11 protein-coding genes are annotated in these 25,358 nt (G+C 45.4%); 1 reads left to right on the top strand and 10 read right to left on the bottom strand.

What is annotated here, in order from left to right; genetic code table 11:
* Positions 1–113 precede the first annotated feature (113 nt).
* The 3 genes from HNP76_RS06335 to HNP76_RS06325 all read right to left on the bottom strand — a co-directional run bounded on the left by HNP76_RS06335 (position 114) and on the right by HNP76_RS06325 (position 5,577).
* Complete coding sequence (locus tag HNP76_RS06335; RefSeq protein WP_184658649.1) at positions 114–2,396, bottom strand: carbohydrate binding domain-containing protein; 2,283 nt, start codon at positions 2,394–2,396, stop codon at positions 114–116.
* Positions 2,397–2,638: 242 nt separating this feature from the next.
* The gene (locus tag HNP76_RS06330) at positions 2,639–3,541 is read right to left on the bottom strand and encodes a hypothetical protein (protein ID WP_184658647.1); all 903 of its coding nucleotides are present in this window, start codon (positions 3,539–3,541) and stop codon (positions 2,639–2,641) included.
* A 110-nt stretch (positions 3,542–3,651) separates the two neighbouring features.
* Positions 3,652–5,577, bottom strand: coding sequence for a diguanylate cyclase (locus HNP76_RS06325; RefSeq protein WP_184658645.1), 1,926 nt, complete (start codon positions 5,575–5,577; stop codon positions 3,652–3,654).
* A 186-nt stretch (positions 5,578–5,763) separates the two neighbouring features.
* Here HNP76_RS06325 and HNP76_RS06320 point away from each other — a divergent pair, with 186 nt between their 5' ends.
* Positions 5,764–9,096 (top strand): 1,3-beta-D-glucan phosphorylase, GH149 family, encoded by a 3,333-nt coding sequence (locus HNP76_RS06320; RefSeq protein ID WP_184658643.1) that lies wholly within the window; start codon positions 5,764–5,766, stop codon positions 9,094–9,096.
* Between the two features lie 54 nt (positions 9,097–9,150).
* Here the strand turns inward: HNP76_RS06320 and HNP76_RS06315 are convergent, their stop codons facing one another.
* From HNP76_RS06315 to HNP76_RS06285, 7 genes are all read right to left on the bottom strand, one after another.
* Positions 9,151–12,363, bottom strand: coding sequence for an alpha-amylase family glycosyl hydrolase (locus tag HNP76_RS06315; RefSeq protein WP_184658641.1), 3,213 nt, complete (start codon positions 12,361–12,363; stop codon positions 9,151–9,153).
* Between the two features lie 25 nt (positions 12,364–12,388).
* The gene (locus tag HNP76_RS06310) at positions 12,389–15,709 is read right to left on the bottom strand and encodes an alpha-amylase family glycosyl hydrolase (protein ID WP_184658639.1); all 3,321 of its coding nucleotides are present in this window, start codon (positions 15,707–15,709) and stop codon (positions 12,389–12,391) included.
* Between the two features lie 23 nt (positions 15,710–15,732).
* Positions 15,733–17,733 (bottom strand): PKD domain-containing protein, encoded by a 2,001-nt coding sequence (locus HNP76_RS06305; RefSeq protein WP_184658637.1) that lies wholly within the window; start codon positions 17,731–17,733, stop codon positions 15,733–15,735.
* 30 nt (positions 17,734–17,763) lie between these two features.
* Positions 17,764–21,381 carry an alpha-amylase family glycosyl hydrolase gene (locus HNP76_RS06300; protein ID WP_184658635.1) on the bottom strand — a complete coding sequence of 1,206 codons (3,618 nt, stop codon included), beginning with the start codon at positions 21,379–21,381 and terminating at the stop codon, positions 17,764–17,766.
* A 123-nt stretch (positions 21,382–21,504) separates the two neighbouring features.
* On the bottom strand, positions 21,505–22,143 hold the full coding sequence (locus HNP76_RS06295) for a hypothetical protein (RefSeq protein WP_371733676.1): 639 nt from the start codon (positions 22,141–22,143) through the stop codon (positions 21,505–21,507).
* A gap of 52 nt (positions 22,144–22,195) precedes the next feature.
* Complete coding sequence (locus HNP76_RS06290) at positions 22,196–24,913, bottom strand: valine--tRNA ligase (RefSeq protein ID WP_184658617.1); 2,718 nt, start codon at positions 24,911–24,913, stop codon at positions 22,196–22,198.
* A 125-nt stretch (positions 24,914–25,038) separates the two neighbouring features.
* Positions 25,039–25,356 (bottom strand): Trp family transcriptional regulator, encoded by a 318-nt coding sequence (locus HNP76_RS06285; RefSeq protein WP_184658615.1) that lies wholly within the window; start codon positions 25,354–25,356, stop codon positions 25,039–25,041.
* Positions 25,357–25,358 lie beyond the last annotated feature (2 nt).

The raw sequence follows: 25,358 nt of genomic DNA, 5'->3' as shown, positions 1-25,358 counted from the left end.
CATTTACAAAAAAAAGACTCCGCCACATGAATAAAATTACATCTGACGAAGTCTTTTTTAATTTCCCCCATTATATGAAGGTTTGCTGCTTATTGCAACATATTTCTTGAATTTTATTCTGTAAGTCCGGCGATTTCTTCGACAACAATTGCATCAAAAGTGATTGTGTGCTTTTTGTTAATCTGCTTGCCGTTTACAGAACCCATTGAAATCGTGAAGATTACCTTCTGGTCAGTGTTGTGTTTCATCTGGAATTCCCATGAATAATCCTGGAAATCTTTGCTGACGTCGAATTTGAGGGTGTCTGAATATGGAACCCAGTTGTTGTCCTTTGAACCGTCGCGCTGCAATGCGAGCATGATTGTGCGGTCAAGGTCAGACTTTGCCTTGAGGCTGATTCTGTAGAACTTGTCCTTTTCAAGGAGACATCCGTTCTGCTTGAGCTGAATCATCCAGTCCATGTTGCCAGTCTTTTCAACTGTAACCTGAGCCATTTTGCTTGCGCCCTCTTTTACGATTTCACAAGCTGCCTTTGAATTTTCGTGAGCATATACATCCCAGCCTGTCATGTCCATCTCAAAGCTGCCGTTTACGAGAACTGCATTTTCCTTGAGTGTAACATTGTCAATCCAGACTGTAGCGCCGTCGCTGCCACAAAGAATCTCGAAGTCACGTGCACTTGAATCTTTTGCGCTGTAAACCCATTCGCATTTTGTAGCCTTTGCCGGCTTTTTACCGTTTGGCTCGCCGGCTGCAACCTTAAATTCTTTTGTCTCGCCACCGATTTTTACAGTTACAGTAGTAGCTTTTGAAGCGAATGCGTCGAATTTAAGGACATAAGCACCGCTTGAAAGTTTGATTCCAGCCTGTTTAGCGATTACGCCGTCGGCACTTGTTCCAGCCTTTGAAAGGACCTGGAGCATTCGGGCACGGTCTTTAGAAACGCTTACTTCAGCGCCAGCCTTGTTTACGATATCCCAGCTTCCGAGTCGGTTCTTTCCTTCCTGGAACTGACCGTTTACAACATAGTTTCCGTCCGGCAGACATCCCTTGTCAGCAGAAAGGTTAGCCTCACCGATTTTTTCGAGGCGGATGTTGCTGATGTGGATTGCAGCCTTTGACCCCTGAGCGCCACAGTTGTATTCGATTCGGCAGTCAGCGTCTGAATCAGCTGTCATTACGAATTCGTAGCTGTAGTGCTTTTTGCTTGTTGTAAGCTCAACCTTTACGTCACCGAAGCGGCGTGTGTAGTTGAAGTTAGGAGCAGAAATGCCTGTAATCATTGTTCGAGCCTCATCAGCAGAAGCATCGAATGAATAGCGGTATTTGAATCCCTTGTTGAGGGCGATTTTTGGCTGAACGTACTGAACGGAATATTCGAGACTACCTTCGCTGGTAGTCTTGATTGTGTGGTTCTTTCCGTCTGTATCAACGCTACCCTGTCCGCCGCCGGCTGTGAGGAAGCCCCACTTGTCTTTGTTGTCAGAAACAAGGTTTCCAGAAGAATCAGCAACTGCAATTACAGGAGCATTTTTCGGTTTCTCTACGTCCTCGTTGTATTCCTTTTTCTGGTAAACTTTTACGTAGTCAACGTACATTTTTGCATCATCTTTCTTCGGGTTGAAGTCAGTTGTCTCGTCAGGATATCCGACCCATGAGCCGCCGACAGCAACGTTAAGGATGATGTAGAAAGGCTGGTCGAAAGGAGCAGGATAAGTTACCTCACCGAAGCCCTGTTTTTTTGTAAACCAGTTGTTTGCAGTATGATAGTTTACGCCGTCACAGTACCAGCGGATTTCACCAGGTTCCCACTCAACGGCGAAAACGTGGAATTCATCAGCGAAGTTACCTTTATCAAGGACATTCTCGCCCTGGCTCATAGCGTGTGGCTCACCGAAGTGGATTGTTCCATAGAGCTTGTTTGTCTCATGGCCCATAACTTCCATGATGTCGATTTCGCCACATTTCGGCCACTGACCGTAGTAGCTCTCGTCATCCGGCATCATCCAGAAGGCAGGGAGGAAGCCCTTTCCCTTTGGAACGCGGAGTTTAGCCTCAAATCGGCCGTATGTAAAAGCGTGTTTTCCCTGAGTGTTGATTCGGCCGGAAGTATAAGCGTCCTTTCCGCCCTTCTTTGACTTGATTGCCTGAATTACGAGGCAGCCGTCTTTAAGATAAGTGTTCTTTTTTGAGTCATCATAGCTCTGAAGCTCCGCATTGACCCAGCCTGGCTCGTGGAATTCATAGTTCCAGTCTTTTGTGTTCAATTTTTTGCCGTTGAAATCTTCCTGCCAGACCAAATCAGCGTCTGTGTAAGCAGAAGGTTTGCCCTGAGCAAAAGCAAAAGTAGAAGCAAGCAGCAACGAAGAAGCCAAAATCATCTTTGTGATTTTCATAGTTTTTCCTCACTTTATTTAAAGGCCCGTAATACAGCAGGCCCAGTTTCCAAAGCCATTTTAAGGCGAATCGCCATAAAAACTATCGATTTTTTGTGATTTATATTAATTTTATACGACAAATACAGAAAAAGAAATAAAAAAATCTGTAGCATAAAAGAAGAGAAAAACACCATGTACATTTCCACATTAACGGCAGGAACAATGCACATGGTGTTCTTCAATCAATATTTTCAGTTAAATTACTTTGTAACACTGAATGCAGTGCATGAAAGTTTTACAGTTGTATCACCTGCAAGACCGTTAATTGCGAGAGTCATGCTTGCAGCACCAGTTCCAACAGGAGCTGTAGTTACAGTGAACTCTGTTGTAATATCAAATTCTGTTCCGATTTCGCAAGCGTATGGATCAGCAAGATTTTTCCACCAGTTTGCAGCTTCTGTTGTATCACACAAAACAAGTTCTGCACTTCCCAAAGCCTTATCAGCAGTTCCCTTCATTACAACTTTTACTTTGTCACCAACTTTCAAAGAATCAAATCCAGTTTCAATTTTAACCTGTGTCTGGTTAGTAGCATACTCATTTTTTACCAGATCGATTGTTTTTACAACTGTTGAGCCAGCTGCTGGAGCTGGAGCCTCTGCAGCCGCAGTTTTTGTAACACTGAATGATGTGCATGAAAGTTTTACAGCTGTATCACCTGCAAGACCGTTAATTGCGAGAGTCATGCTTGCAGCACCAGTTCCAACAGGAGCTGTAGCTACAGTGAACTCTGTTGTAATATCAAATTCTGTTCCGATTACGCAAGCGTATGGATCAGCAAGATTTTTCCAATAGTTTGCTTCTGCTGTAGTGTCACAGATAATAATTTCGGCTTTTCCCAAAGCTTTATCAGCAGTTCCCTTCATTACAACCTTTACTTTGTCACCGGCTTTCAAAGAATCAAATCCAGTTTCAATTTTAACCTGTGTCTGGTTAGTAGCATACTCATTTTTTACCAGATCGATTGTTTTTACAACTGTTGAGCCCTTATTGTTGTTGTTATTTTTGTCGTCATCGTCGTCATTGCTTTTGCATGATGCGAATGCACTCACGAGAGCTACTGCAGCGAAAACTGCGGCCAAGTTTCTAATAATTTTTTTCATAATTGCCTCCTTATTTGCAATCTGTTTTTATTCTTGAAAAAGATTATTAGAGCCGAATTTTGCTAAAAAATATTAAAATATTTTGTTAAATCACACTTTTTTGTCACAAGTTAGGCATTTTTTTTATTTTTTTGAATTTTTTCTGCCTGCTGATGATGAAGCCGCTTGATTTCGTACTGTTTTTCATCCGCCGCTTTTAAAAGTCCGCAGAGACATTTGTCCTTCTCAGAGTAATAACTGACTCCCAGACTGATTGAAAGTTTGAAGGGCTCGCTCGAAGTTTCGTTGTATTTCTGGGTTTCATACTCAAGCTGGCGGATCAAACGGACAAAGCCGCACTCGTCCAGGCCCGGCACCAGCATGGCAAATTCGTCACCGCCAAGCCGGCCGATTAAATCAGATTCAGCAAGAATTTTCTTGAAAATTCCAACCTCGGCCTTGATTGCAAGGTCTCCCATTTCATGTCCGAACTGGTCGTTGATGAGCTTGAGCCTGTCCATGTCGCCGTAAATTACAGCACCGCCCATTCCCTTTTTGAGGGATTCCTCGATTGCCTTTTCGGCAAACTTTATGAATCCGCCCCGGTTCAGCACGCCTGTCAAAGCATCAGTTACCGAGGCAAGCTCCAGATCCTGATTTTCGCTGGCCAGCCGCTTTGTCTCGTAATCCTTGAGGGAAAGAACCCTGTTTGAGGCAAGGGCTATTCCGGTTACGCTGAAAAGGAGCTCGTGCATTCGCGATTCCACGTCACCGGGAGTGTAAAGAACATAGCCGTATTGGAAGGAAGTGTTGAAAAGCGACATGACCACAATCATCTTGCCCGGCTCAAATTCAAAATTCTTTGGGGACATTTCAGTGTGAGGATCAAGTTTTGTACGCTCAAGCTCAGTCTTTACTCCGTCCTTATTATAAGCCAGAAGAACCCGAGCAGAATCTGGAAGGACAAAATCATCCTTACGCTCATAATAAATCGGGTCGTCATAAAGACAGATTACGCAGCTTTTGATTCCATATTCGCGCAAGTGCCAGATAAGCTGGGCCTTGAACTCATCAAGCGAAAGGGAGGCCTGCATTTCCTGAAGGAAAAAGTGAAAATGAGCAAGATTTTCCTTGCGCCTTAACAGAAGAATTTCTTCATTGAAGAGGATTTTGCCTTTACGGGTGGCAGGACAGCCGCATGACTTTCGGTAAACCGGCAATGAAGGCACGGAAATTTCTTCCGGCTCAGCCAGTGGATTTTCGATTTTTTTAACAAGAAGGGCTGCCGCTGAATAGGCCTGAAGCTCCATCTGCTGGTCAATGCTTGAAAGCGAAGGAAAAGAATAGTTGCAGCGGTACTGATTGTCAAAGCCAGTGACTGCGATTTCTTCGGGTACGCTGATTCCAAGTTCCTGCAGGGCCGAAAGACAACCGAAAGCAAGGTCATCACTGCAAGTTACAATTGCGTCAAACCAAAGCTCATCCGCCTTTTTACCGGAGCAGATTTTAAAAATCTTATCTTTTGCCTCTTCGTAAATGTAATCGGCGTAGACAACCTTGTTTTCGTCAAAAGGGATTCCCCTCTCTTTGAGGAATTCCAGATAGCTTTCATAGCGGGAAATAATATCGACCGACGAACACTTGGGCAGCATGAGCATGATGCTTTTTTTGTGGTGCACGTCAACAAGATGGGAAAGCATTTCCTTAAAGGCAAGCTTGTTTTCCGAAACGACGCTGGAAAGCCCTGGAATTTTGGCACCGATGCTTACAAGGGGAAGATAGCACAAGTCACGGACAAGTTCCTCGCGCTTTTCTTCAGGAACGTACTGGCAGTATGTATTAGTAGCAAGAAGGATTCCATCGACATTATCTTTGGTGGCAAGCTTGACCGCAGAAAAAAGCTGGTAATCGAAGGAGCCGTGAGTCCAGTTCTTTCCACGTATGACGTAGACATAAAGCCTGTGGCCGTTTTCGTCACAATAGCGCTTGGCTCCATTCAGCATGAAATTGAAATAATCCGAGTCTAAATCCTGTACCAACAATGCAAGACGTTTCATTTTTAAATTTTCCTTTCGTTCGCCACATTCTAACACATGCTCAAGATAATTTTCAAACTTTTTTTCACTCTTATTAAATTAAGTTTGCCTATATCATTTTTTTAAACTAAAATAATGATATTGATTGTAAAAAATTGATATTTTTTATGGAGGTTTACCGTGTTTAATGAATCAGAGGATAACACTATGAAAAGAGAAGTTCGCGGAAGTCAGGTAATTCTTGACGGAGAGCCATTCTACAAAATCGAAAATTTCGATTGCATGACAGACTTTTTCATGACAATCACAAGTTCCAGCGATATCTGGAATTTCTGCTGGGCACAGGGCGGAATCACCGCCGGCCGCAAAAACTGTGAATACGCAATCTTCCCCTACTACACTTGCGACAAACTCCAGGACACAAAGGGCACGACAGGCCCGGTCACAATCATAAAAATCAAGAACGAAGGAAAGGGCCTCATCTGGCAGCCTTTTGAAAATCTCTACAGCACAGGCAAAGAACGCTACGCTGAGCAGCTCAACCTTCAGCGCAACATCTATAAAAACCTCAACGGAAGCAAAGTCTGGTTCGAGGAAATAAATCTTTCAGCTGGAATTGCATTCCGCTACGGCTGGACATCGAGCGCAAAATACGGTCTGGTTAAAATGACCAGAATCGAAAACCTCACCGGCAAAAAAATCAGCCTCGAAATTCTGGACGGATGCCGAAACATCATGAGCTCAACAAGCCCTTCAGAAATTCAGAGTTCAAAGAGCGTTCTTCTTGACGCCTACAAAAAAAGCGAAGTAATCGACGGGGCCAACATCGCCCTCATTTCACTTTCTTCAGTTGTAACAGACCGGGCAGAGCCAAGCGAATCACTCGCCGCTAACGTATGCTGGTTCTCAACAGCTGACAAAATGATTCTTTCAGAAAACGCAATTCCTTACTTCTTGAACGGAAGCCGGGAACAGCTTTACTCAGAGCCAAACAAGATGAACGGCAAGCGGGCTGAGTGCTACATCGTTCACGACTCAGAGCTTGACGGAAAGGCAGCAGAGTGCTGGGAGCAGATTTTTGACACAAACTACGACATTTCAAAAATCATCCACTTGCAGGACGAAATCACTCAGCGCGAAAATGCAGTCCGACTCCTTCTTGCAGACATTGCCGAAACAGAAGCAAAACTTGAGGCAAACATCGCTGCCGCAGACGGAATTCAGTCAACAAAGAACAAAATCTCCGACCTTCACCACCGCACGAACGTCATGTTCAACATCATGCGTGGCGGAATTTTTTACAATCAGGGCCGAATCCAGCCTGCTGATTTCATCGTATTCGCAAAACACCGCAACAAAAAGCTCGGTGCGGAGCTTGAATCGCTCGTTTCAAAGTCAGCTTTGGCTTCAAAAGATTCAGTTTCTTACGACGAATTAAAAGAGCTTGTTTTCGGAACAAACAATCCCCAGCTCAAGAGATTCTTCCTTGAATATCTTCCGCTCACATTCTCCCGCCGTCACGGTGACCCAAGCCGACCTTGGAACCGCTTCAATATCGAAATCCTCGATTCAAACGGCAAGGATAAAATCAACTACGAAGGAAACTGGCGCGACATCTTCCAGAACTGGGAAGCCCTTCTCTGGTCTTACCCGGAATACGTTCAGAACATCGTCGCAGTCTTCCTGGACACAATGACAGTCGAGGGCTTTAACCCATACCGAATCAGCCGCAACGAGCTTGACTGGGAAGTTCCGGAAAAAGGCAATCCTTGGGCTCAGTACGGCTACTGGGGCGACCACCAGGTAATATATCTTCAGAAGCTTTTGGAATTCCTGGCAAATTACGACAAAGATGCCCTTACAAACATGCTGACCGAAAAGGTCTTCTCAACATCAAACCTTCCATACCGCTTCAAGTCATACAAGGAAATTTACGCTTCTCCGCGCAATTCCCTGGAATTTGACTACGACATGGACAAAAAGCTCAAGGCTCTCGAAAAGGAATACGGCACAGACGCCCGCCTGATTCTCGAAAAAGACGGCTCGGTTCAGCTCACGACAATGACTACAAAAATCATGCAGCTTGTCCTTGCAAAAGTGCTCAACCTCATTCCTGAGTCTGGAATCTGGATGAACGGCCAGCGACCTGAATGGAACGACGCAAACAACGCCCTCGCAGGTTTCGGAACTTCTGTCGTAACAATGTGCTACCTGCAGAGAATGCTGAGCTTCCTCACTGATTTGTTCGGTGAAAGCGAGGCATCATTCCCTGTCAACAAGACTGTTGCGGAAACCCTCAAAAAAGCGGCTGCAATTTATTCTTCTCTCAACAAAAACAAGACACTCACAGACGCACAGCGAAAGGAATTCACTGACAGCATGGGTCTTTTGTTCGAGGAAGAGAGAAAGGCACTCTACGCAAACGGATTCGATTCAGAATACACAGAGCTTAAAAGTTCAGACATTTCTGCAGCCCTCAAAGCCTTTGCAACAGGAATCAAGAATTCAATTCAGGCAAACAAACGCGAGGACAACCTCTATCATTCATACAACTCTGTTTACCTTTCAGAGAATGAGATTAAGAACAGCAATCTCAAGCTCATGCTCGAAGGTCAGGTTGCAATTTTGAGCAGCGGCCTTCTTAAAAAGACTGAGAAAAAGGCACTTGTTGATGCATTGAGAAAGAGTGATTTGTTTGAGCCTAACCAGTATTCTTACATGCTCTATCCGAACAGCACACTTCCGGACTTCATGAACAAAAACGTCCTCACAAAAGAAGATGTTGCTCCACTCACCTCACTCATCGAGCGCTCAGGAAGCATCATCCTCAAAAAAGACGACCACGGCAACTTCCACTTCAACCCGCTTTTCCGAAATGCCGACGTAATGAAGGATTTCTTTGCTACAATGGAAGAAGGCAAAAAGCCGAGTGCAGAAGAAGTCAAGATTCTTGATGCGCTCTACGAAAAGATTTTCAATCATCAGTCTTTCACAGGTCGTTCCGGCGGATTCTACGCTTACGAAGGCTTGGGCTGTATCTACTGGCACATGGTTTCAAAACTTTTGCTCGCCGTACAGGAAAACATCACTGACAGCAAGGATGATTTGATTTCATTCTACAAGGATGTCAAAAAAGGCCTGGGCGCAAGCAAGACTCCGACAGAATACGGTGCATTCCCATTCGATCCTTACTCACACACACCTTACTTGCAGGGAGCTAAGCAGCCAGGCATGACAGGTCAGGTTAAGGAAGAAGTGCTCACACGCTGGGGCGAGCTTGGTCTTAAAATCAAGGAAGGAAAGGCTGTATTTGAGCCGACTTTCCTCGACAAAGCCGAATTCGAAGACGGCAAGATCAACTTCACATGGTGCGGCACAAAGATTCTTTACGACAGCGAAAAGGCTGAGTCAATCGAACTTACCTTCAAGGACGGAAGCAAGGCCAGCTTTGAAGGAAACTCACTTCCTGCAGCAGAGAGCAAAAAACTCTTCGCAAGAAGCGGGGATATTTCACAGATTACAGTTGGCTTGAAAAAGTAAAGTCAATTTTCAAAGCAAAAGCAGGGGCTGTCCAAGAGGGCAGCCCTTTTTGTTTTATTCCTTAAAAATCGTTATTCCAGTTCCCTCGCATTTTCTGCTTTCGGAAGAAAGGGAGCCGCTCTTGTTCATTACCATTGTGCCGCCGCCCTGATAGTCAAAGTCGGCACCAGGATTGATTACGATTTTGAGGGTGCAGTTTTTATTTTCCGGCGAGGAAGAAGAATTCTGGACTGTGTAATAAATTACATTTCCGCTGATTGAAGTTTCTCCCACTCCCCTTCTGTAGCGCAGTCCGTCGTTTTCCTTTCTGAACTGAATCATGTCCCTGTGATAATTGAAGCAGTCGATATTCTTTGCTTTTAAAGCCCAGTCTATCTGATTCATTTCGATTCCCCACATGTAGGAATTGTGAGCCTCGCCGGCAAAATTTCCGACCGCCTTAGTCCTTAAGAATTCGTCTCCGGCATGAATGAAGGGAATTCCCTGGCTTACAAGCAGGATTCCGTGCCCGAATTTCACGATTGCATCGGCATAACCGGTAAAACCAGAGCCCGCCGCCAGAATTTTGTCGTAAAAGCAAAGATTGTCGTGAGCCATGAGGTAATTCACGGCCTGCTCAGGATTTGCCGTAAAGAAGCGGGTCCAGACTCCCTCGCTGTCGCTTCCAAGACCTGTGCCTGAACCACGGATTCCAACGGTCACGTTACCCAGGGTCGCGCTTCCGTCCTTATCTTCCCTTCCGCTGAAAATGTAGCCCAGAGTCTTTCCGTCATCGCTGGAGCCTTTGAGGGTCTCTCGCCATTTTCCAGAGAAGCAGCCTATATGAGCGTTTGAAAGCCCCGGAATCGCGCTGGCATATCCGTAATCTGATGACTGATTATTATTGCACTGCCAGGGTTCGCCCTGCATCAAGAGATTTCTGTCCCTTGTCTCAGGATTCGTGACGTTCAGGTAAGTGCCCCAGTCATTCAGGGCTTTTTTGGTAAAGATTGCCATGAGGTCAAAGCGGAAGCCGTCAATGTTGTAAACTTCCGCCCAGTATTCGAGGGAATCCCTGACCATCCTGCTGACCATTTCATTTGAAACATCGACTGAATTTCCGCAGCCTGACAAATCCTTGGCCGTGTAATAGCGGCTTGTGATATTCTCAAACATTTCGTTGGCAAAAGTGTGATTGTAGACCACGTCCATGACGACCCGGATTCCATTCTTGTGGAATTCGTTCACCATGTCCTTGACCTCACGGATTCGCTCAACATAATCGCCCGGGCAGCTTGAATATCTGTCTTCCGGAACATTGTAGTTCACAGGATCGTAGCCCCAGTTGTAAAACTGACCGGTAGAGCTGACATATTTTGTCGCAAAATCATACATTGGCATAATCTGAACATGAGTTACGCCGAGTTCCTTGAGATGATCGAGACCTGTTTTTATTGTAGCAGAGCCGCTTGTGTAAGAAGTTCCGCCCTCAGTCATTCCCTTGAATTTTCCGCGATTTTCCTCACTTCCATTCCAGCTTGAAGAAGAAGTAAAATCCTGAACGTGGACTTCGTAGACAATGGCATCAGTCCTCTTTTCAAGGACAGGACGCTCAGCCCAGGCCCCGTCAGAAGGAAGAATATTTTCCGCATCAACAAGGATATTTACGCTGGGACCAGCCCATGAAGATCCGACCGGGCCGTTTTCATAGAAGGCCTTGTTGTTGCAGAGGACGTTTTCACTCTGGGGAATGACTTTGTTTCCGCAGGCAGGGACAGTATTTTCGACATATTTGACCATCTTACCGTAAGGATCCCGCACGGCAATACCGCCGATGTAGAACTGATATTCGGCCAGATTGCAGTCACCGGTGACAGTTACGCCGTAGATATTCCCGCTGTCAGGGTAAGAGCCGTCAACAAGAAAGCCCTTTTTGCAGACGTATTCAGTAAAGTCATCTTCTCCCTGCTTTTTGACCGCGACTTTAACGTCACTTGAATCAGGAGACCAGATGCTGAAGGAAGAGGCTCCCTTTTCGTAGAATGTTCCCAGTCTTGTCGGAGTTGCAGGCTCAAAATCATCCCCGCCCTTGTAAAGGACAGTAAGTTTTTCTTCGACTGTAGTTTTTTCGAAATTTGAAGAAATTAAAGCCCCGGTCGAATCAGTATTTCCGCCTTCCCCACCAATGTAATTCCATTCCCCTTCAGTAATGTAAAGGTCGGCAGTCTGACCATTTCCTGCACTTCCGCCAAAGCCATTGTTGAAAATCACAGCCGAGGAAGTTTTATTCTCAATGGTGAAATCATAAAAATCGCCATTTAAGGTCATTTCCTTTCCAGGCCAGTTTCCGCCGGTGTAGTTATCGCCCGTCGGAGAAGGATTCCATGCCCAGATGTGTGAATATCCCAGAGTTTTCGGCACATGAAGGACAATTTTTCCGGTAACAGGACTAGAGCCGTCAACATGAATGATTTCCAGCGAGCTTTCTTTCTTTTCTGAGACCGTAATGTCCCTTACAAAATCAGATTTTAGCCCGCCTTTTTGATCAAAAACCCAGATTTTCCAAGTTCCGGGAGCCGCCTTGAGCAGAAAAGTCTCATCATCGGAGCCGACGACCTTTTTTTCGCTGGCTATGTCCGTGATTTGAACAGTCCAGCCTGAGATTCCCTTTGCAGTCACCCTTACATTCTCATAATCAAGGACGTAATCTTCTGCGCTTTTAAGGGAAGCTGACTTGTAATCACTTGCAATCGCGGCCGAGTTCACAAGGCTTGCATGAAGCTTTGGAATGTATGAATCAAAAGCAGTAGTTTTAATAGAAGAAACATCAATCTTTTCAGTCTTAATCAGGCTGTAGAAAACATTTGCGACTGCGCTTGTAGCCCAGCTAACCTGACAGGACGACGTTTTTCCGGCCTCAATATCAACCAGGGCTCGGATTACGGCACCGTCAAGATTGCTTTTTACGCTTACGACGCGATTTTTCCCGGCAGGAATATTTTCTATCGTGACGCCGCTTGAAATTCCGCCGGAAATGCCCTCAACTTCTTTTGAAATGTCGGCTTCAATACCGCTTCCGCAGACGCTTACAGTCGCACTCGTAATTTCAGAGACATCAAGGGCCCGTGAAGAATCTACTCCGCCAAGGACCAGGCTTCCGTACTGAATTTCAGGCTTCTCAGTCCCGCCATTTTCGCTGACAGAAATCAAATCCGAGCAGCCAGTGAGAAAAATCAAACAGCAGGCAACAAGAGAAAGTTTTCTCCGCATTTTTGAACTTTTTTCCATAAAACCACCGCTTTCCATTAAAAGCCTAGAATGACAGGCCGTAATCAGCAGGATTTCTTTCGCTGACCAGAATAGGCTGCTTCTTGCTGCCGCCAGAGAATGATACAGAGCCGTTGCTTACAAGCGCATGACTTCCATCGTACCAGTTGTAGACAGTCGTACCATCCGCAAAGAGATTGCTGACATCAATTTCCGGGCCGTTGATTCCGATTGCAACCTTGTTTGTGCCGCCTTTTCCAGTGTAAGTACGTTTTGTGGCAGAACCGCTACCAGCTCCGACAGCAGGGTTATATTTTCGGAAGTTACCGATTTTGCCCCAGTGGGCGGTAAGGGCTCCATCGGCCTTAGACCAATCAAAATCACCACGAGTGGCCATATCGCCATCCCCGCAATCCGTATATGCTTTTTCGCGGGAAGTTTCATCGCCATAGTAAATCTGAATGCCACCCGGAAGAAGTACAAACATAGTTCCAAGTTCATCCTGCTTTGACCAGCGGCTAAGCCTTGTGTCGTGGCTTGAAATATATGTGAGCACGTTGTTTCGGTTGCCGTTTGAATCACTGTCTTCATTGCTGTTAATTTTGAGATAATTCTGCCATTTATCTTCATCAATAGAAGGTGAATGATATGCGTAACCAGAGCTTTCCCAATGATTTCCGCCACCGATAGAGAATTCAATCATCGAATCGAATTTTCCCGTCGTGTAATATTCGCCCTTGCCTTCAATTGATTTCCAATCAAAGCATTCACCTGTCATCCAGAAATTTTCAGTCCATTCTTTTGCACCGGCAGTATCAGTTTTTGAAGAATCTTTTCGCCAGGCCTCAAGAGCACTCTGACAAGCCTCCTTCAACTGCCCCCAGCGGTACATATGAACGTGTTTTGCGGTATCACATCTAAAGCCGTCAATACCAAACTCTCGAACCCAGGCCGAAAGCCAGATAATCTGATAATCAGTCGGAGCACACTCCTTGTCTCTACGCCAATCACCAGTCTTTCCGTACCAGTCAACGCTGGCTACAGATGGAAGTTTATAATCACCGTATTTGTTTCCGCATGTATTTCCACTTTCAGAAGGAACAAGACTTGCATCAGGCTCACTCTCCCATTTTGTCTTCAAGAAAGCCGGGATTTTAACACTGTCGGTCATTTCAGTTCTTACGTCCGGCAGACCGGCAAGTGAACTACAAAGTTCGCCACCGGTTTCATAATTTGAGAAACCGAAAGAGCGAATCCAGCAACCCCACCATGAATTATCCCAGTAATCATTTTTCCAATAGTCGCCGTTAAAATTATAGCCGTTGACAGGATTTCCCTTTTCTCCGCCATTAGGATTTGCATTCCAATTTCCGGCATTCTGGCACCATCCGTGGCTCATGGTTACTGCCCCGTAGTTTCCGAATTTATATGTCAGCATGTCTTCAACAGTGTTATATCCGGTATGATTTATAACGACATCCATTACAACACGGATTCCAAGTTTATGGGCTTCATTTACGAATGTTCTGAATTCCTCGATTGTTCCCATGTTCTGATCCATATAAGTCCAGTCCTGAGTATAATATCCATGGAAAGCATAGTGAGGGAATCCGTTTCCGCCGCCCTGACACCAGCCATGAGCCTGCTCGTAAGGAGCAGTAATCCAGATTGCGTTTACGCCAAGATTATTGAGGTAGCCAAGTTTTTCCGTAAGACCTTTAATGTCACCACCATGGAATGTTGCAACATTGTTATAGCCGCTTGCAAGAGTCTGATTATTGTCCTTGTTCTGCCTGTAGTAACTGTGGTCGTTGCCAGTATCTCCGTTAGCAAACCTGTCAGTAAGGACGAAATAGCAGTTAACGTTATCCCAGGTGAATGTATCTTTCACAACCGGTTTTACGTTTGTCGTATAAGATTTTGCTTCAGCAGATACTGTTTTTACGCTGTTTGTTACGCTTGCATTTACAGTGATTGACTTTCCGGCCTCAGAAAGACCAAGTCCGCCCTCGCCCACTTTTATTTTAAGGACATCATTTGTAAAATCTGAATAGGAATAAGTTTTGCTTACATCGCCGGATATAGTCACGCTTGCATCAGAAATCGTGTCATTTCCGTTTGAAAGAGTTACCGTGATTGAATCTTTTACGCTGATTTCGCCGGAAGCAGGTGAAATTGCCACATTTGGAGCAATTGGGAGCTGAGGATTTTCTACGCTGACTTTAAGGCCTGCGACCACAGGAGAAGGATTTTCTGAAGAGCTGGAAGAGCCGTCATACCAGAAAGTTCCGGCTTTTCCTGTAATTTCAGGATCTGACCAGTTCAGTTTAAATGCAATGGTTTTTCCAGTAGCAGAAGCCGTGTAATCAATCATGTACCAGCCGCTTGGCTCAGCCATATATTCTGATGTCACCGCAGACATTTTTGTTGCAGAACTTGAAGTTCCCCAGGTGCTGCCAGTTTTTTGTGTCAAAGCAACACCATCAACTTCCCAAGCCCAAATATCTGGAGCTGAGTTTGCTTTTACAAAAATAATCGTCTTTCCAGTTAAGTCTGCGCCCTCACCGTATTCAAGATTAATCTTCGTAGTTTTTCCGGCTGCAATCAAAAGGTCCTTTGTTTCTTTTAGTTCCCCGCCCTCATCAAAAACCTTTACCTTCCATTCTCCGGGATAGCCCTTCAAGTTTTCAGTTCCGTCCGCGTTAGAAAGTGTTGTTTTTTCAGAAGCAATGTCCGTTACCTGAACCGTGTAGCCCTTTGTGTTCTTGTAATTTACGGTCACACTTCCATAAGAAAGAATATAGTTTTCAGCAGTTTTCAAAGCTGGATAATCATTTGCAATCGCCTCTGCATTTACAAGGCTTGCATGAACGGCAGGAATCGCAGTCTCAAAACCAGTCTTTTCAATAGAAGAAATCTCCTGCTTTTTTGCCAGCCACCAGTAAACATTGCCGACAGCCGTACTTGCCCAGTTTACGCTAACCGAATTTGGCCCGGCCACGACATCGCAGACAGCGCGGAGAACGGCTCCGTCAACATTGCTTTTTACAGTCACAACCCGGCGGCCGACAGGAATATTTTCGATCGTGATGCCCTCGCCCTTACCGTCAGAAATTGCAATGTCATTTTTCACGATGTCTTTAATTCCATAACCGCTGACAGTCACGCTTGCAGAAGTTAAAGTGCCTACATCCAGCGACCTTGAAGCGGAATCTCCACCATTGATTGTGATTGAGCCGTATTCAGGAGCAGACTCAAGGGAATTTGTTCCTGAATCAGAAAGATTTGCGCAGGAAGCAAGAGGCAGGGCAAAAAGAGCCAGCCCCGTAAATCCTGCAAGAATATTTCTAAAAGATATTTTTTTCATAATTTTCTCATTTACAAATGTTTTTAGTTAAAATCGAAGCCGATTCCAGCATTTCCGTTATTATTAGTCTCTTTAAGTTTCTTTACTTCTGCCGTAGACGAAGCCTTACTTTTTGAATCAGATTTCTCACCAAGAGTAAGGGTGTTCGTTACAATGCAGTAGTAGAAAACAGAAGTTTCAGTCAATTCAGGAGTATATGAAGCCCCTGTCGCTTCAGAAATCGGACTTCCGCCCTGATTAGAATTTTCCGTATTCGAGTACCACTGATAAGAAAGATTTCCTCCATCGCTGACACTTACACTTACAGTCAGGGCTTCTGCGCTTGTCGCATCAGCAGCATAAGTTTTGCCCGCCGGCTCCTTTGTAATCACCGGAGTCTGGGCATTTACGTCAGGATTTGGCTTTTCTTCGACTGTGATTTTTGCAACTGAAGAATCAGTGTAAGCCGTGAATTTTTTGCCCTTTGCCTCAAGAGTATTTGTTACGCGGACAAAATAATTGAAAGTTCCCTCTTTCTGGGTGCTGACTCCCTCAAAGTATCTGCCAGTCTGTCCTTCAAGGGCTTTTTCCGCTCCATCAAGAATCATGTACCACTGATAGCTTAGGCTTCCCTTGTCGCTCTGGGCAGTTACAGACAGGCTGTCCGCATCATTTCCTACAATATAATTTGCACTTTTAGGCTCAACTGTGATAAGAGGTTTTGGAGCCTCGTAAGCTGTCACTGTAACCGTTACGACATCAGACTTTACGCTGGCAGTCTTATTTCCGGTTGCCTTTGCATATTCATTAGTTACGACAACATAATAGCTTTCAGAAGCAGGACCTGAAATTTCAGGCAGGTATGATTCCGCACTTGAAAGGACTTTTTCGGAACCGGCCTTGTACCAGGCATATTTGAAGGAACCCGTATCATCGGCTTCTCCAGCAATCCCGGCAATTGAAGCGCTTACAGTCAAAGGCTTGATTTCATCGATTTCACTATAAGTGCCGCCCTGTGGCTGAATCACAATCGACGGAATCTTTGCATTTGTTTTCGAAGCATCATAAACGGTAACGAGACATGTCAGGCTGGCCTCGGATTTTGTTTCTCCGGTTGCAGAAGAATTATTGTTAGTGGCAACAACCTTGTATGTAAACTCGCCATATTTATCAGTCGGAACGGTGAATTCCTTGTTTTTTGCTCCGGCAATCAGGGCTGCCGTACCGTCCGAGCCAATTTTATACCACTGCCAGGTGATTGTACCTCCGTCAGAAACTAAGGCATCGACAGACAGTTTTACTTCCTCACCGACCTTGCAGGCCAAAGACAAGAGGCTTCCGGCAAAATTCGGTTTTTCGGCGTCTTTTTTAGCCTCTTCGCTTACAATGATTTCAATATTTTCAGATTCAGTAGTTGCAGTAGTTCCGTTCAGGCTGCTTGTAACCGCAACCTTGAATTTGTAGGCACCCGGAGCCGCCTTTTCAAAGACATATTCCTTTTCGTTTGCCCCGCTGATTTCTTCATCATCCTTAAACCATTTGTAGCTCAGGCTGCCGCCGTCAAGAGCAAGAGCCCTGACAGAAAGCTTAATGTCCTCGCCTGCCGCATAAGTAAGCTTGTCAGACTTAACCTCGTTCACCCAAGGTTTTTCAGCCTTTGCAGCCTGCTTTACGCTAACCAGAATCTTAATGTTTTCAGAACGCTTTTCCTCTGATTTTCCCTCGAGTGTATTCTTTACAATAACCGCATAAGAAAATTCACCGGCCGTACTTTCCTGAGATGTATAGACTGATTCAGTCGCATTTTCAATCTCAAGGTCTTCTTCGCCGTTAACTTTATACCACTGATAAGTCAGAGTTCCGTTTCCACTGGCAACCGCCTTAAGCTCAAGAGACTCACCGACGTAATAATCAGATTTTGCTGAAGTAACCTGAACGTCAGGGACAAAAGGCCTTACCCAGTCATCTGAGTCATCACCAGACGAAGTGCTGCAGGAAGCAAGCAGGAAAAGAGCCCCCGTCAAAGCAAGCAAGATTTTTTTCATTTTGTATATCCTCCAAATTTTTATTTGCAATTAATTAAGATATGGTCCGCTTTCCCCGATTTGACCTGTCGGTTCACAGCCGTCACCAGTCTGCAAGACATAGATTCTCGCATTTCCCTCGCCGATTGAATCAGATGTAAGGCTTCCCTCACAGTTCACGCTTTTTCCAGTCACAACCTCGACATAAGTTCCTTTGCGGACTCCAGAGAATGTGGCCCCGCCGCCGACAGTGACAAGAACATAGCTGTCAATTTCCTTCTTTTTGTAAGCCCGCTTGTAGGCAATTGCACCGGAACAGCCGTCCGTTGAATACTGGCCCTTTCGCAAAGCAGGAATTGCACGGCGGATTTTGTTCAGGCGGATAAGATGCTGAGAAAGAGGACTTCCCAGAGTTTTTGCAACTGCTCCGCTGGCCTCGTAAACTCCGTAATCACTTGCACTTACGCTTCCTTCAAGATGCTTGCCAAAGTAAGCCCGGCCTGACTCGTCATAAGGGACTTTGTTTCCGTTGGTATAAGGCTCAATCTGACAACCCTTTTTGAATTCGATTTCCGAGCCGTAGTAAACGCATGGAATTCCACGGAAAGTGAACATAAAGCTGAAGTTGTTTGCCCAGGCAGCCGTTCCGCCAGAATAGCGCGTGTACAAATATCCGCCTTCATTGGGGCCGTAATCATGGCTGTCAACATAAGTTACGTTGTATGTGGCATCGTTGAAGTATTTGTCTTCCTGTTTAGCAACTCCAAAAGCACTTCCAGCCGAGCCAAAACAGTGGTGCATGTAAAAATCAATCATATCAAGCCCGCTTGACTGGCTTCTGTCCGGCTCGTGATAATCGTTGTCGTCAAGGAAAGCGTTGGTGCTGACAGGCTGGCTTGCAATATTAAGATTGTCGCTAAAGTGCTGATAAACAGTCGCCTCGTTAGCAAGAGGATCTGTTTCGCTCCATGAATAAGAATCATCATTTCCCTTCCAGGTGTAGAAAGGAATTGAAATCGGAGGCTTGCTGTCATTCCAGACTTCATTGCGTAGAACACAGCCTTCACCGAACATGAAGAAGTTCTTTCCGTTTGCCTCGCCCGCTTGCTTGAAATATGGCAGGAATTCCTTGTTGAAGGTCAGTCGGCTTATGTGCTTAACAGTGTCGATTCGGAAGGCATCGACGCCCATGTTGATGTATTTGATGTAAGCGTTCCGGATATATTCTGCGACCTTGTGGTTTTCAGTATTGATGTCAACGCAGTCGTCCGCCATCTGGGCTGTCTGAACACTGTAGCCTTCCCAGTTCATGCTTTTTTCATGATGATAGGCCCGCTCAGTGTCATTTTCATCTTCCTTCATCGCATTAATTCTGGTCCTGAACTGAGCACCGCCGTCAAGCTGCCAGTAATCGTTTCCGCCAAGAGCCCTTTTGAGGCTTTCAAGTCCGTAAAGCCCGCTCGACAATGAAGAAGCCGATTCGTCCTGAGAGAATGCGTCAACTGGCTTTGTAACTCCGTTTGCTCCAGGTCTTTTGTCAGCAGTATTGAAGATTCTGAAAATTCCTTCCTCGCCAAAGTTTGAGGTGTGGTTCAAAACTATGTCCTGAATGACTTTGATTCCCTTTTCGTGGCAGGCATCGATGAGATTCTGATAAGCCTGCATTGGGTCTTCGTTCAAGCCGGCGTATCGAGGATCAACTTTTGTGAAATTTGTCGCATGGTAGCCGTGGTAGTCCAGCCCGCTAGAATTTTCGACAACCGGAGTAATCCAAATCGCACTGAAACCAAGAGCCTTGATGTAGTCAAGCCGCTTAATAAGTCCAAGAAAGTCACCCCGCCAGCCCGGATCTTTCAAAGTAATTGAATGGAAGCAGGCCTCGTCGTCCCAGCAGTAGGCGTTGTTGCTTTCGTCCCCGTCGTAAAATCTTGTCGTCATAAGGAAATAAATCGTCTCGTCACGGAAGTCCCAGTTTTCGTCGATTTTTACAGTAGTGACCTCAATTGAAGCAGGCTCAGAAGAAGACCCCTGGTCATCAGTTACGACAAGCGAGATTTTTACAGAGGCAGCGGCGGAATCCGGCATTGTGACGCTGATTTTTTGAGCAGTCGTTGAGTCACAGGTCGCCCCGGTCACAGTCCATTTGTAAGAAGTGATTTCCCCGCCGTTGGGATCAGTAGAATTTGCAGCCGAATAAGAGACCGTCTTTCCGACACCGGCAAGAATTGGTCCCGAAATTTTTGCAAGAGGAGGAAGATTTTCATTGCTGGTCGTAAGATTCAAGGTCTTTACAGAAGAAATATTTCCGGCTCCATCATAAGCCACGGCCTGAAGGACATGGACGCCGTTTTTTGCAGTCTGAGTGTTCCAAGTGTATTCAATTTCAGCAGATTTTCCGCTCACATTTTTAACCAGAAGATTTGAATCATCCAGCTTGATTACGATTTGTGAAAGGGCTTTGTCATCACCAGCGCTTACAGAAAGAAGCACTTCGCCCGAAATTGTGCCGCTTTTGCTCGCCGTAAAAGATTCAATAACAGGAGCTACAGAGTCGTCAGGATTTTCCCCGTACCACTTTCCGTCCTTGTACCACCACTCACCTGCCTCGCGGGAAAGGTCTGATGTCTGCCCCGGATTGTTGAAAATCAGCTTGCAGGAAGTTTTTTCGATTGTGACATCCTTCCAGCCGTCGCCGTCAGAGTCTTCCATTACTTTTCCAGGCCACTGGCCGAAGATTTTTTCACTTTCAGAAACCCATGCGTAGATATTTGAGTAAGAGCCCTTGTAGTGGACGATGATTCTGTCGCTTACAGAGCCAAGAGTTACAGAAGAAGTCTGACCGGCTTTTACGGTCACGAAAGACTTTTCGATTTTTCCGTCTGCCTTTGTAACATAAAGGGGCCAGGTTCCTGGAGCGACATTCTCAATCACAGAAGATCCGCCAGGAAGATTTTCCACCACTTCAGAAAGAGTGTCCCCCACTTGAACTGAAGAAGAAGCATCGTTATTGAGTATGGAAACGTTTCCACTCTGGAGAATATAATATGCCCCATCTTTAAGCGTATTGTTTACAAAGTCAGCGGCGATTGAAGCAGAATCAATCAAGGGCCAGTTTCTTGAAGAATCAATTTTTGAAAGGATTTCAGTCTTTTTCTCATCATCGATTTTTGAAAGGTCGTAGCCCGAAGAAAGCAGTTCATTAAAAACATTTCCAAGAGCCGTTGTATTTTTATTGACCGTAACGGTATTTTCACCCTGAGCAATGTCAGTTACCGCACGAAGAAGAATAGTTCCCAGCTTTTTGCTTTCAGCGTCGTAGGCATAGACGGTTACAAGGCGGTTTTTGCCGACCGGAATCCCAGTCACACTTACAGAGCCCTTGCCCAAAAGAACGCTGCTTTCTGCCCTAAGAGGAAGAGAAATTCCTGTGCCAGTAACCTCAACTTTTGCAAAAGAAATGTCAGAGACATTGATTGCCCGCGAGGGATTTTCTGAGTCAGAAGACGTAACAGTCAGGTTGCCGGTCGCCTTGTCCTGATTTGGGGAATTTGAAGAAGAATCTTCAACCGTCAGATTGCTGCAGGATGCAAAAGAAAAAAATGCACAGAGCAGGAAGAAGGGAAAAATGCACTTAAGCAAGTCGCGAAGGATAAAATTTACTTTCTTCATGCTTTAATTTTAAGTTGCAGAAGAAAAAATTTTCAATTTATTTTAGTGAAAAAATAAGGGCGAGTGAAATTTGGACAAGAAAAAGTGAAAATCCGCCATAGAGACCATGTCAAAATGGAGATTTTACTTTTTGGAATCAGCCTGAGCCTGAGTCTTGTCGCCCGAAGAATCTTTGTGGCGGTTATCGAAATATCCACCATCCTCAAGATAACGGCGGCGGGTGCGTATAAGGTCAATCAGCTCCTGATACATGTTGTAGTCGATTTCGAGAGCCATGGGGAGCAAAAAAAACTCGGTTTCGTCACAATAGCGCTCGATAAATTTCGGGTCAGTAACGAATCCGAGTGAAATCATATTGGAAATTCGGTCAGCACACTTAAGGATTTTTGCCTTCTGGCTTCCATTGTTGATGATTCTCCGCAAAAACTGAGTTTTGTTTTCATCCTCACGCCTTGTAACCTCAAGAACCAAATCAAGAACCTGCTGACCTTCCGGATCAGCGTTCACAATTTCGTTGCGGTCAAAGCCAACAATGTCTTCGACAGTGTCGTGAACAAGGGAAGCCTTTAAAAGCACGGAGTCGATATAGCCGTAGTCGATAAGGATTCCGAGAGTGTCAATCTGATGACGGAACATGTTTCCGCCTGCATGACGGCCTTTGCCAATCAGTCCGGTGGAAAGCTGCATGTATGGAGCAAGCACGATATGCTTGAGCTGCTGCATGTGTTCCTTGTCCATCTGGTCAGGTTTGTCAATCTTCATCTCATACTTACTAGCCATACACGACCTCCCGTTTATTCTGTGTTTTATATTTTTACTTCAATGCTTCGATATATGTTCCCAACTTTTCGATTCGGCGTTTTGTCTCAGCAAGCTTGTCGCGCTCAGCCTGAACGACTTCAGCAGGAGCGTGCTCGGCGAATTTACCGTTGAGCTTAGCTTCTGTGCGCTCAGCATCCTTCTGGTCTTTTTCCAAGTCCTTCTGGAAGTGGAGAAGCAGCTGCTCTTTGTTGATGTTCTCGTCGAGGATGATGAATGCCTCAAATCCAACGCCGACTGTACCGATTGACTTAGTCGGTTTTGCATCAACGAACTCAACCTTAGAAAGACCAGCCAAAAGCTGAATCATCTCAACCTTTTCGCGGCAAACTTCTGCTGCGCTGCCCTTTTCGATAAGAACGGCAAGGTTGATTTTGTCAGCCGGATTTACGCCACATTCGTTTCGAAGACCGCGTACAGAACGGATGAGGTCCTGAAGGGCTGCGAATCGGGCTGTAATCTCTGCGTTTTCGCGTCCGGCAGTGAATTCAGGATATGGAGCTGTAACGAGAAGGTCAGAATATGTTTCGTTAGACATAACCTTCTGCTCGCCAGCCTTCTTGCGGTTTTCAATGATTTCTGCCAGAGGCAATTTTGAGTAGATTTCTTCGGTAACGAAAGGAATGAAAGGATGCAAGAGGCGCAAAGATTCTTCCAAAACGTTGAGAAGAACTGAAACAGCGCGGTCTTTTTCGTGATCGTCGCCGTGCCAGAATGAAAGTTTTGTAGCCTCAACATACCAGTCACAGAAGTTGTTCCAGAAGAACTCGTAAACTGTTGAAGCAGCGTCGTTGTAGCGGTAGCCGTCGAGGGCTTCGCGTGCATTTTTAGCAGCTGCGTTGAGAGCAGTGAAAATCCATTTATCAAGCTCGTTGAGGTCAGAATCCTTTACAGGAATCAGATTGCGTCCCTCAAGGTTGCCCAGGATGTAGCGGCTTGCGTTCCATACTTTGTTACAGAAGCGGCTTCCCATCTTGAATGAGTCGTTGTCAACGAGAACGTCCTGTCCCTGAGCAGCCAAATATGAAAGAGTGAATTTGAGGGCGTCTGAGCCGTACTGGTCGATGATGTCGAGAGGGTCAATTCCGTTTCCGAGGGATTTTGACATCTTGCGGCCCTGCTTGTCGCGGACCAGACCGTGGATGTAAATGTCGTGGAAAGGAGCCTTGCCTGTGAACTCAAGACCAGCCATAATCATGCGGCTTACCCAGAAGAAGATGATGTCGTATGCAGTAACGAGTGCTGTTGTCGGGTAGAATTCTGCCAGGTCTTTTGTATTTTCCGGCCAGCCCAGAGTTGAGAAAGGCCAGAGCCAAGAAGAGAACCATGTGTCGAGTACGTCAGGATCCTGCTTAACGTTTGTGCTTCCACACTTAGGACACTTTGTAACGTCCTCGCGGCTTACGATTGTCTCGCCACATTCACAGTACCATGCAGGAATGCGGTGACCCCACCAGATCTGGCGGCTTACACACCAGTCACGGATATTCTCCATCCAGTGTGTGTATGTGTTTTCCCATTTTCGTGGGTAGAATACGATTTCACCGTCGCGCCATGCTTTCAAAGCCTTTTCTGCGAGAGGCTTCATTTTTACGAACCACTGATAGCTCAAATATGGCTCAACGACTGTCTTACAGCGGTAACAGTGACCGACTGAGTGAACCATTTTTTCTTCGCCCTTGAAAAGGCCTGCTTCGGTAAGATCTTCGATTACGAGCTTGCGTGCCTGCTCGCATTTAAGTCCGCGGTATTTCTCTGGAACATTGTCGTTTAAAGTTCCGTCCGGGTTCAAAAGATTTACGACCTCAAGATTGTGGCGGAGACCTACTTCCCAGTCGTTAGGATCGTGAGCCGGAGTGATTTTTACCATACCGGTTCCGAATTCTTTGTCAACGTAAGAATCTGCAATGATTGGGATTTCTTTGCCAGTGAGAGGCAGCTTGAGCATTTTGCCGACAAGAGCCTTGTATCGCTCGTCATCAGGATTTACGGCAACAGCTGTATCACCGAAGAATGTTTCAGGACGGGTTGTAGCAACTTCGATTTTGCCTGAGCCGTCTGCATATTCGTAGAAAAGGTGATACATTGCACCCTGTGTGTCAACGTGGTCAACTTCGTCATCAGCAAGGGCAGTTCCACAGCGAGGACACCAGTTTACAAGGCGCTGGCCTTTGTACATAAGACCGCGCTCGTAAAGTGTTACGAAAACGTCACGAACAGCCTTTGAAAGACCTTCGTCGTATGTAAAGCGCTCGCGGCTCCAGTCAACTGAGTTACCGAGTTTTTTCTGCTGCTTAACGATTGTGTCATGATGCTCGTGAGTTACTTCCCATGTGCGCTCGATGAACTTTTCGCGGCCCAAATCATTGCGTGATTTGCCTTCCTTTTTGAGGGCGCGCTCTACTACGTTCTGAGTTGCGATACCTGCATGGTCAGTTCCCGGAATCCAGAGAGTGTCGTCACCCTTCATGCGGTGATAGCGTACAACGATGTCCTGCAAAGTGTTGTTGAGGCCGTGGCCCATGTGAAGAACGCCTGTTACGTTTGGTGGCGGAATGACGACTGTATATTTGATGTTTGATTTTTTCTGTGAGTGTACAGGTGAGTCTGAATCACTTGAAGGCTTGAAATATCCCTTCTCGACCCACTGAGAATAAATTCTGTCCTCAAATTCTTTTGGATTATAAGCTTTTTCCAATTCAATAGCGTGCATAAAACAACGTCCTCAAAAAAAATTATGACGCTATTATAGTGAATTAGGCGTTTTTCTTCAATAAAAATATATAACCACAGATTATTTACATCTTATTTGTAAGAGATTTTAATCTGCGGCCTATTTTACAAATTATCAGCGTAATCGAGAAGTTTTCGGAAAGCTGAATCGTCTTTTTTAAGCTCCCGGGAACCGCGGGTGATTTTGCAGAGCGAGATATGGAATTTTCTTGCAATTTCACGCTGGGTTGTGCCCTTGTCAATTTCGCGGACCAAAAGCCATCTTTTTGCAAAGTCGTTCATTTCTGCCGGAGTAAAAAGGCAGCCGAAAAATTCATAAATAAAATCAGCATCATTATTTTTTGAAAGGAGCTTGCACATTTCACGGAGTGCCCCCTCCAAATCTTTTGAACTGAGTTCTTCAGTATTCTCTGTATTTTCCATTT

This window comes from Treponema ruminis, from assembly GCF_014201975.1.
Classification (GTDB): domain Bacteria; phylum Spirochaetota; class Spirochaetia; order Treponematales; family Treponemataceae; genus Treponema_D; species Treponema_D ruminis.
The sequence above is the reverse complement of the archived record's forward strand: the minus strand, read 5'-3'. Positions and strand labels throughout refer to the sequence as shown.

Excerpts from the sequence above, each read along its gene's own strand:
- HNP76_RS06305 (WP_184658637.1), bottom strand. The coding sequence starts at position 17,733 with ATGAAAAAAATCTTGCTTGCTTTGACGGGGGCTCTTTTCCTGCTTGCT.
- HNP76_RS06290 (WP_184658617.1), bottom strand. The coding sequence starts at position 24,913 with ATGCACGCTATTGAATTGGAAAAAGCTTATAATCCAAAAGAATTTGAG.
- HNP76_RS06285 (WP_184658615.1), bottom strand. The coding sequence starts at position 25,356 with ATGGAAAATACAGAGAATACTGAAGAACTCAGTTCAAAAGATTTGGAG.
- HNP76_RS06325 (WP_184658645.1), bottom strand. The coding sequence starts at position 5,577 with ATGAAACGTCTTGCATTGTTGGTACAGGATTTAGACTCGGATTATTTC.
- HNP76_RS06295 (WP_371733676.1), bottom strand. The coding sequence starts at position 22,143 with ATGAAGATTGACAAACCTGACCAGATGGACAAGGAACACATGCAGCAG.
- HNP76_RS06335 (WP_184658649.1), bottom strand. The coding sequence starts at position 2,396 with ATGAAAATCACAAAGATGATTTTGGCTTCTTCGTTGCTGCTTGCTTCT.
- HNP76_RS06330 (WP_184658647.1), bottom strand. The coding sequence starts at position 3,541 with ATGAAAAAAATTATTAGAAACTTGGCCGCAGTTTTCGCTGCAGTAGCT.
- HNP76_RS06300 (WP_184658635.1), bottom strand. The coding sequence starts at position 21,381 with ATGAAGAAAGTAAATTTTATCCTTCGCGACTTGCTTAAGTGCATTTTT.
- HNP76_RS06320 (WP_184658643.1), top strand. The coding sequence starts at position 5,764 with ATGAAAAGAGAAGTTCGCGGAAGTCAGGTAATTCTTGACGGAGAGCCA.
- HNP76_RS06310 (WP_184658639.1), bottom strand. The coding sequence starts at position 15,709 with ATGAAAAAAATATCTTTTAGAAATATTCTTGCAGGATTTACGGGGCTG.
- HNP76_RS06315 (WP_184658641.1), bottom strand. The coding sequence starts at position 12,363 with ATGGAAAAAAGTTCAAAAATGCGGAGAAAACTTTCTCTTGTTGCCTGC.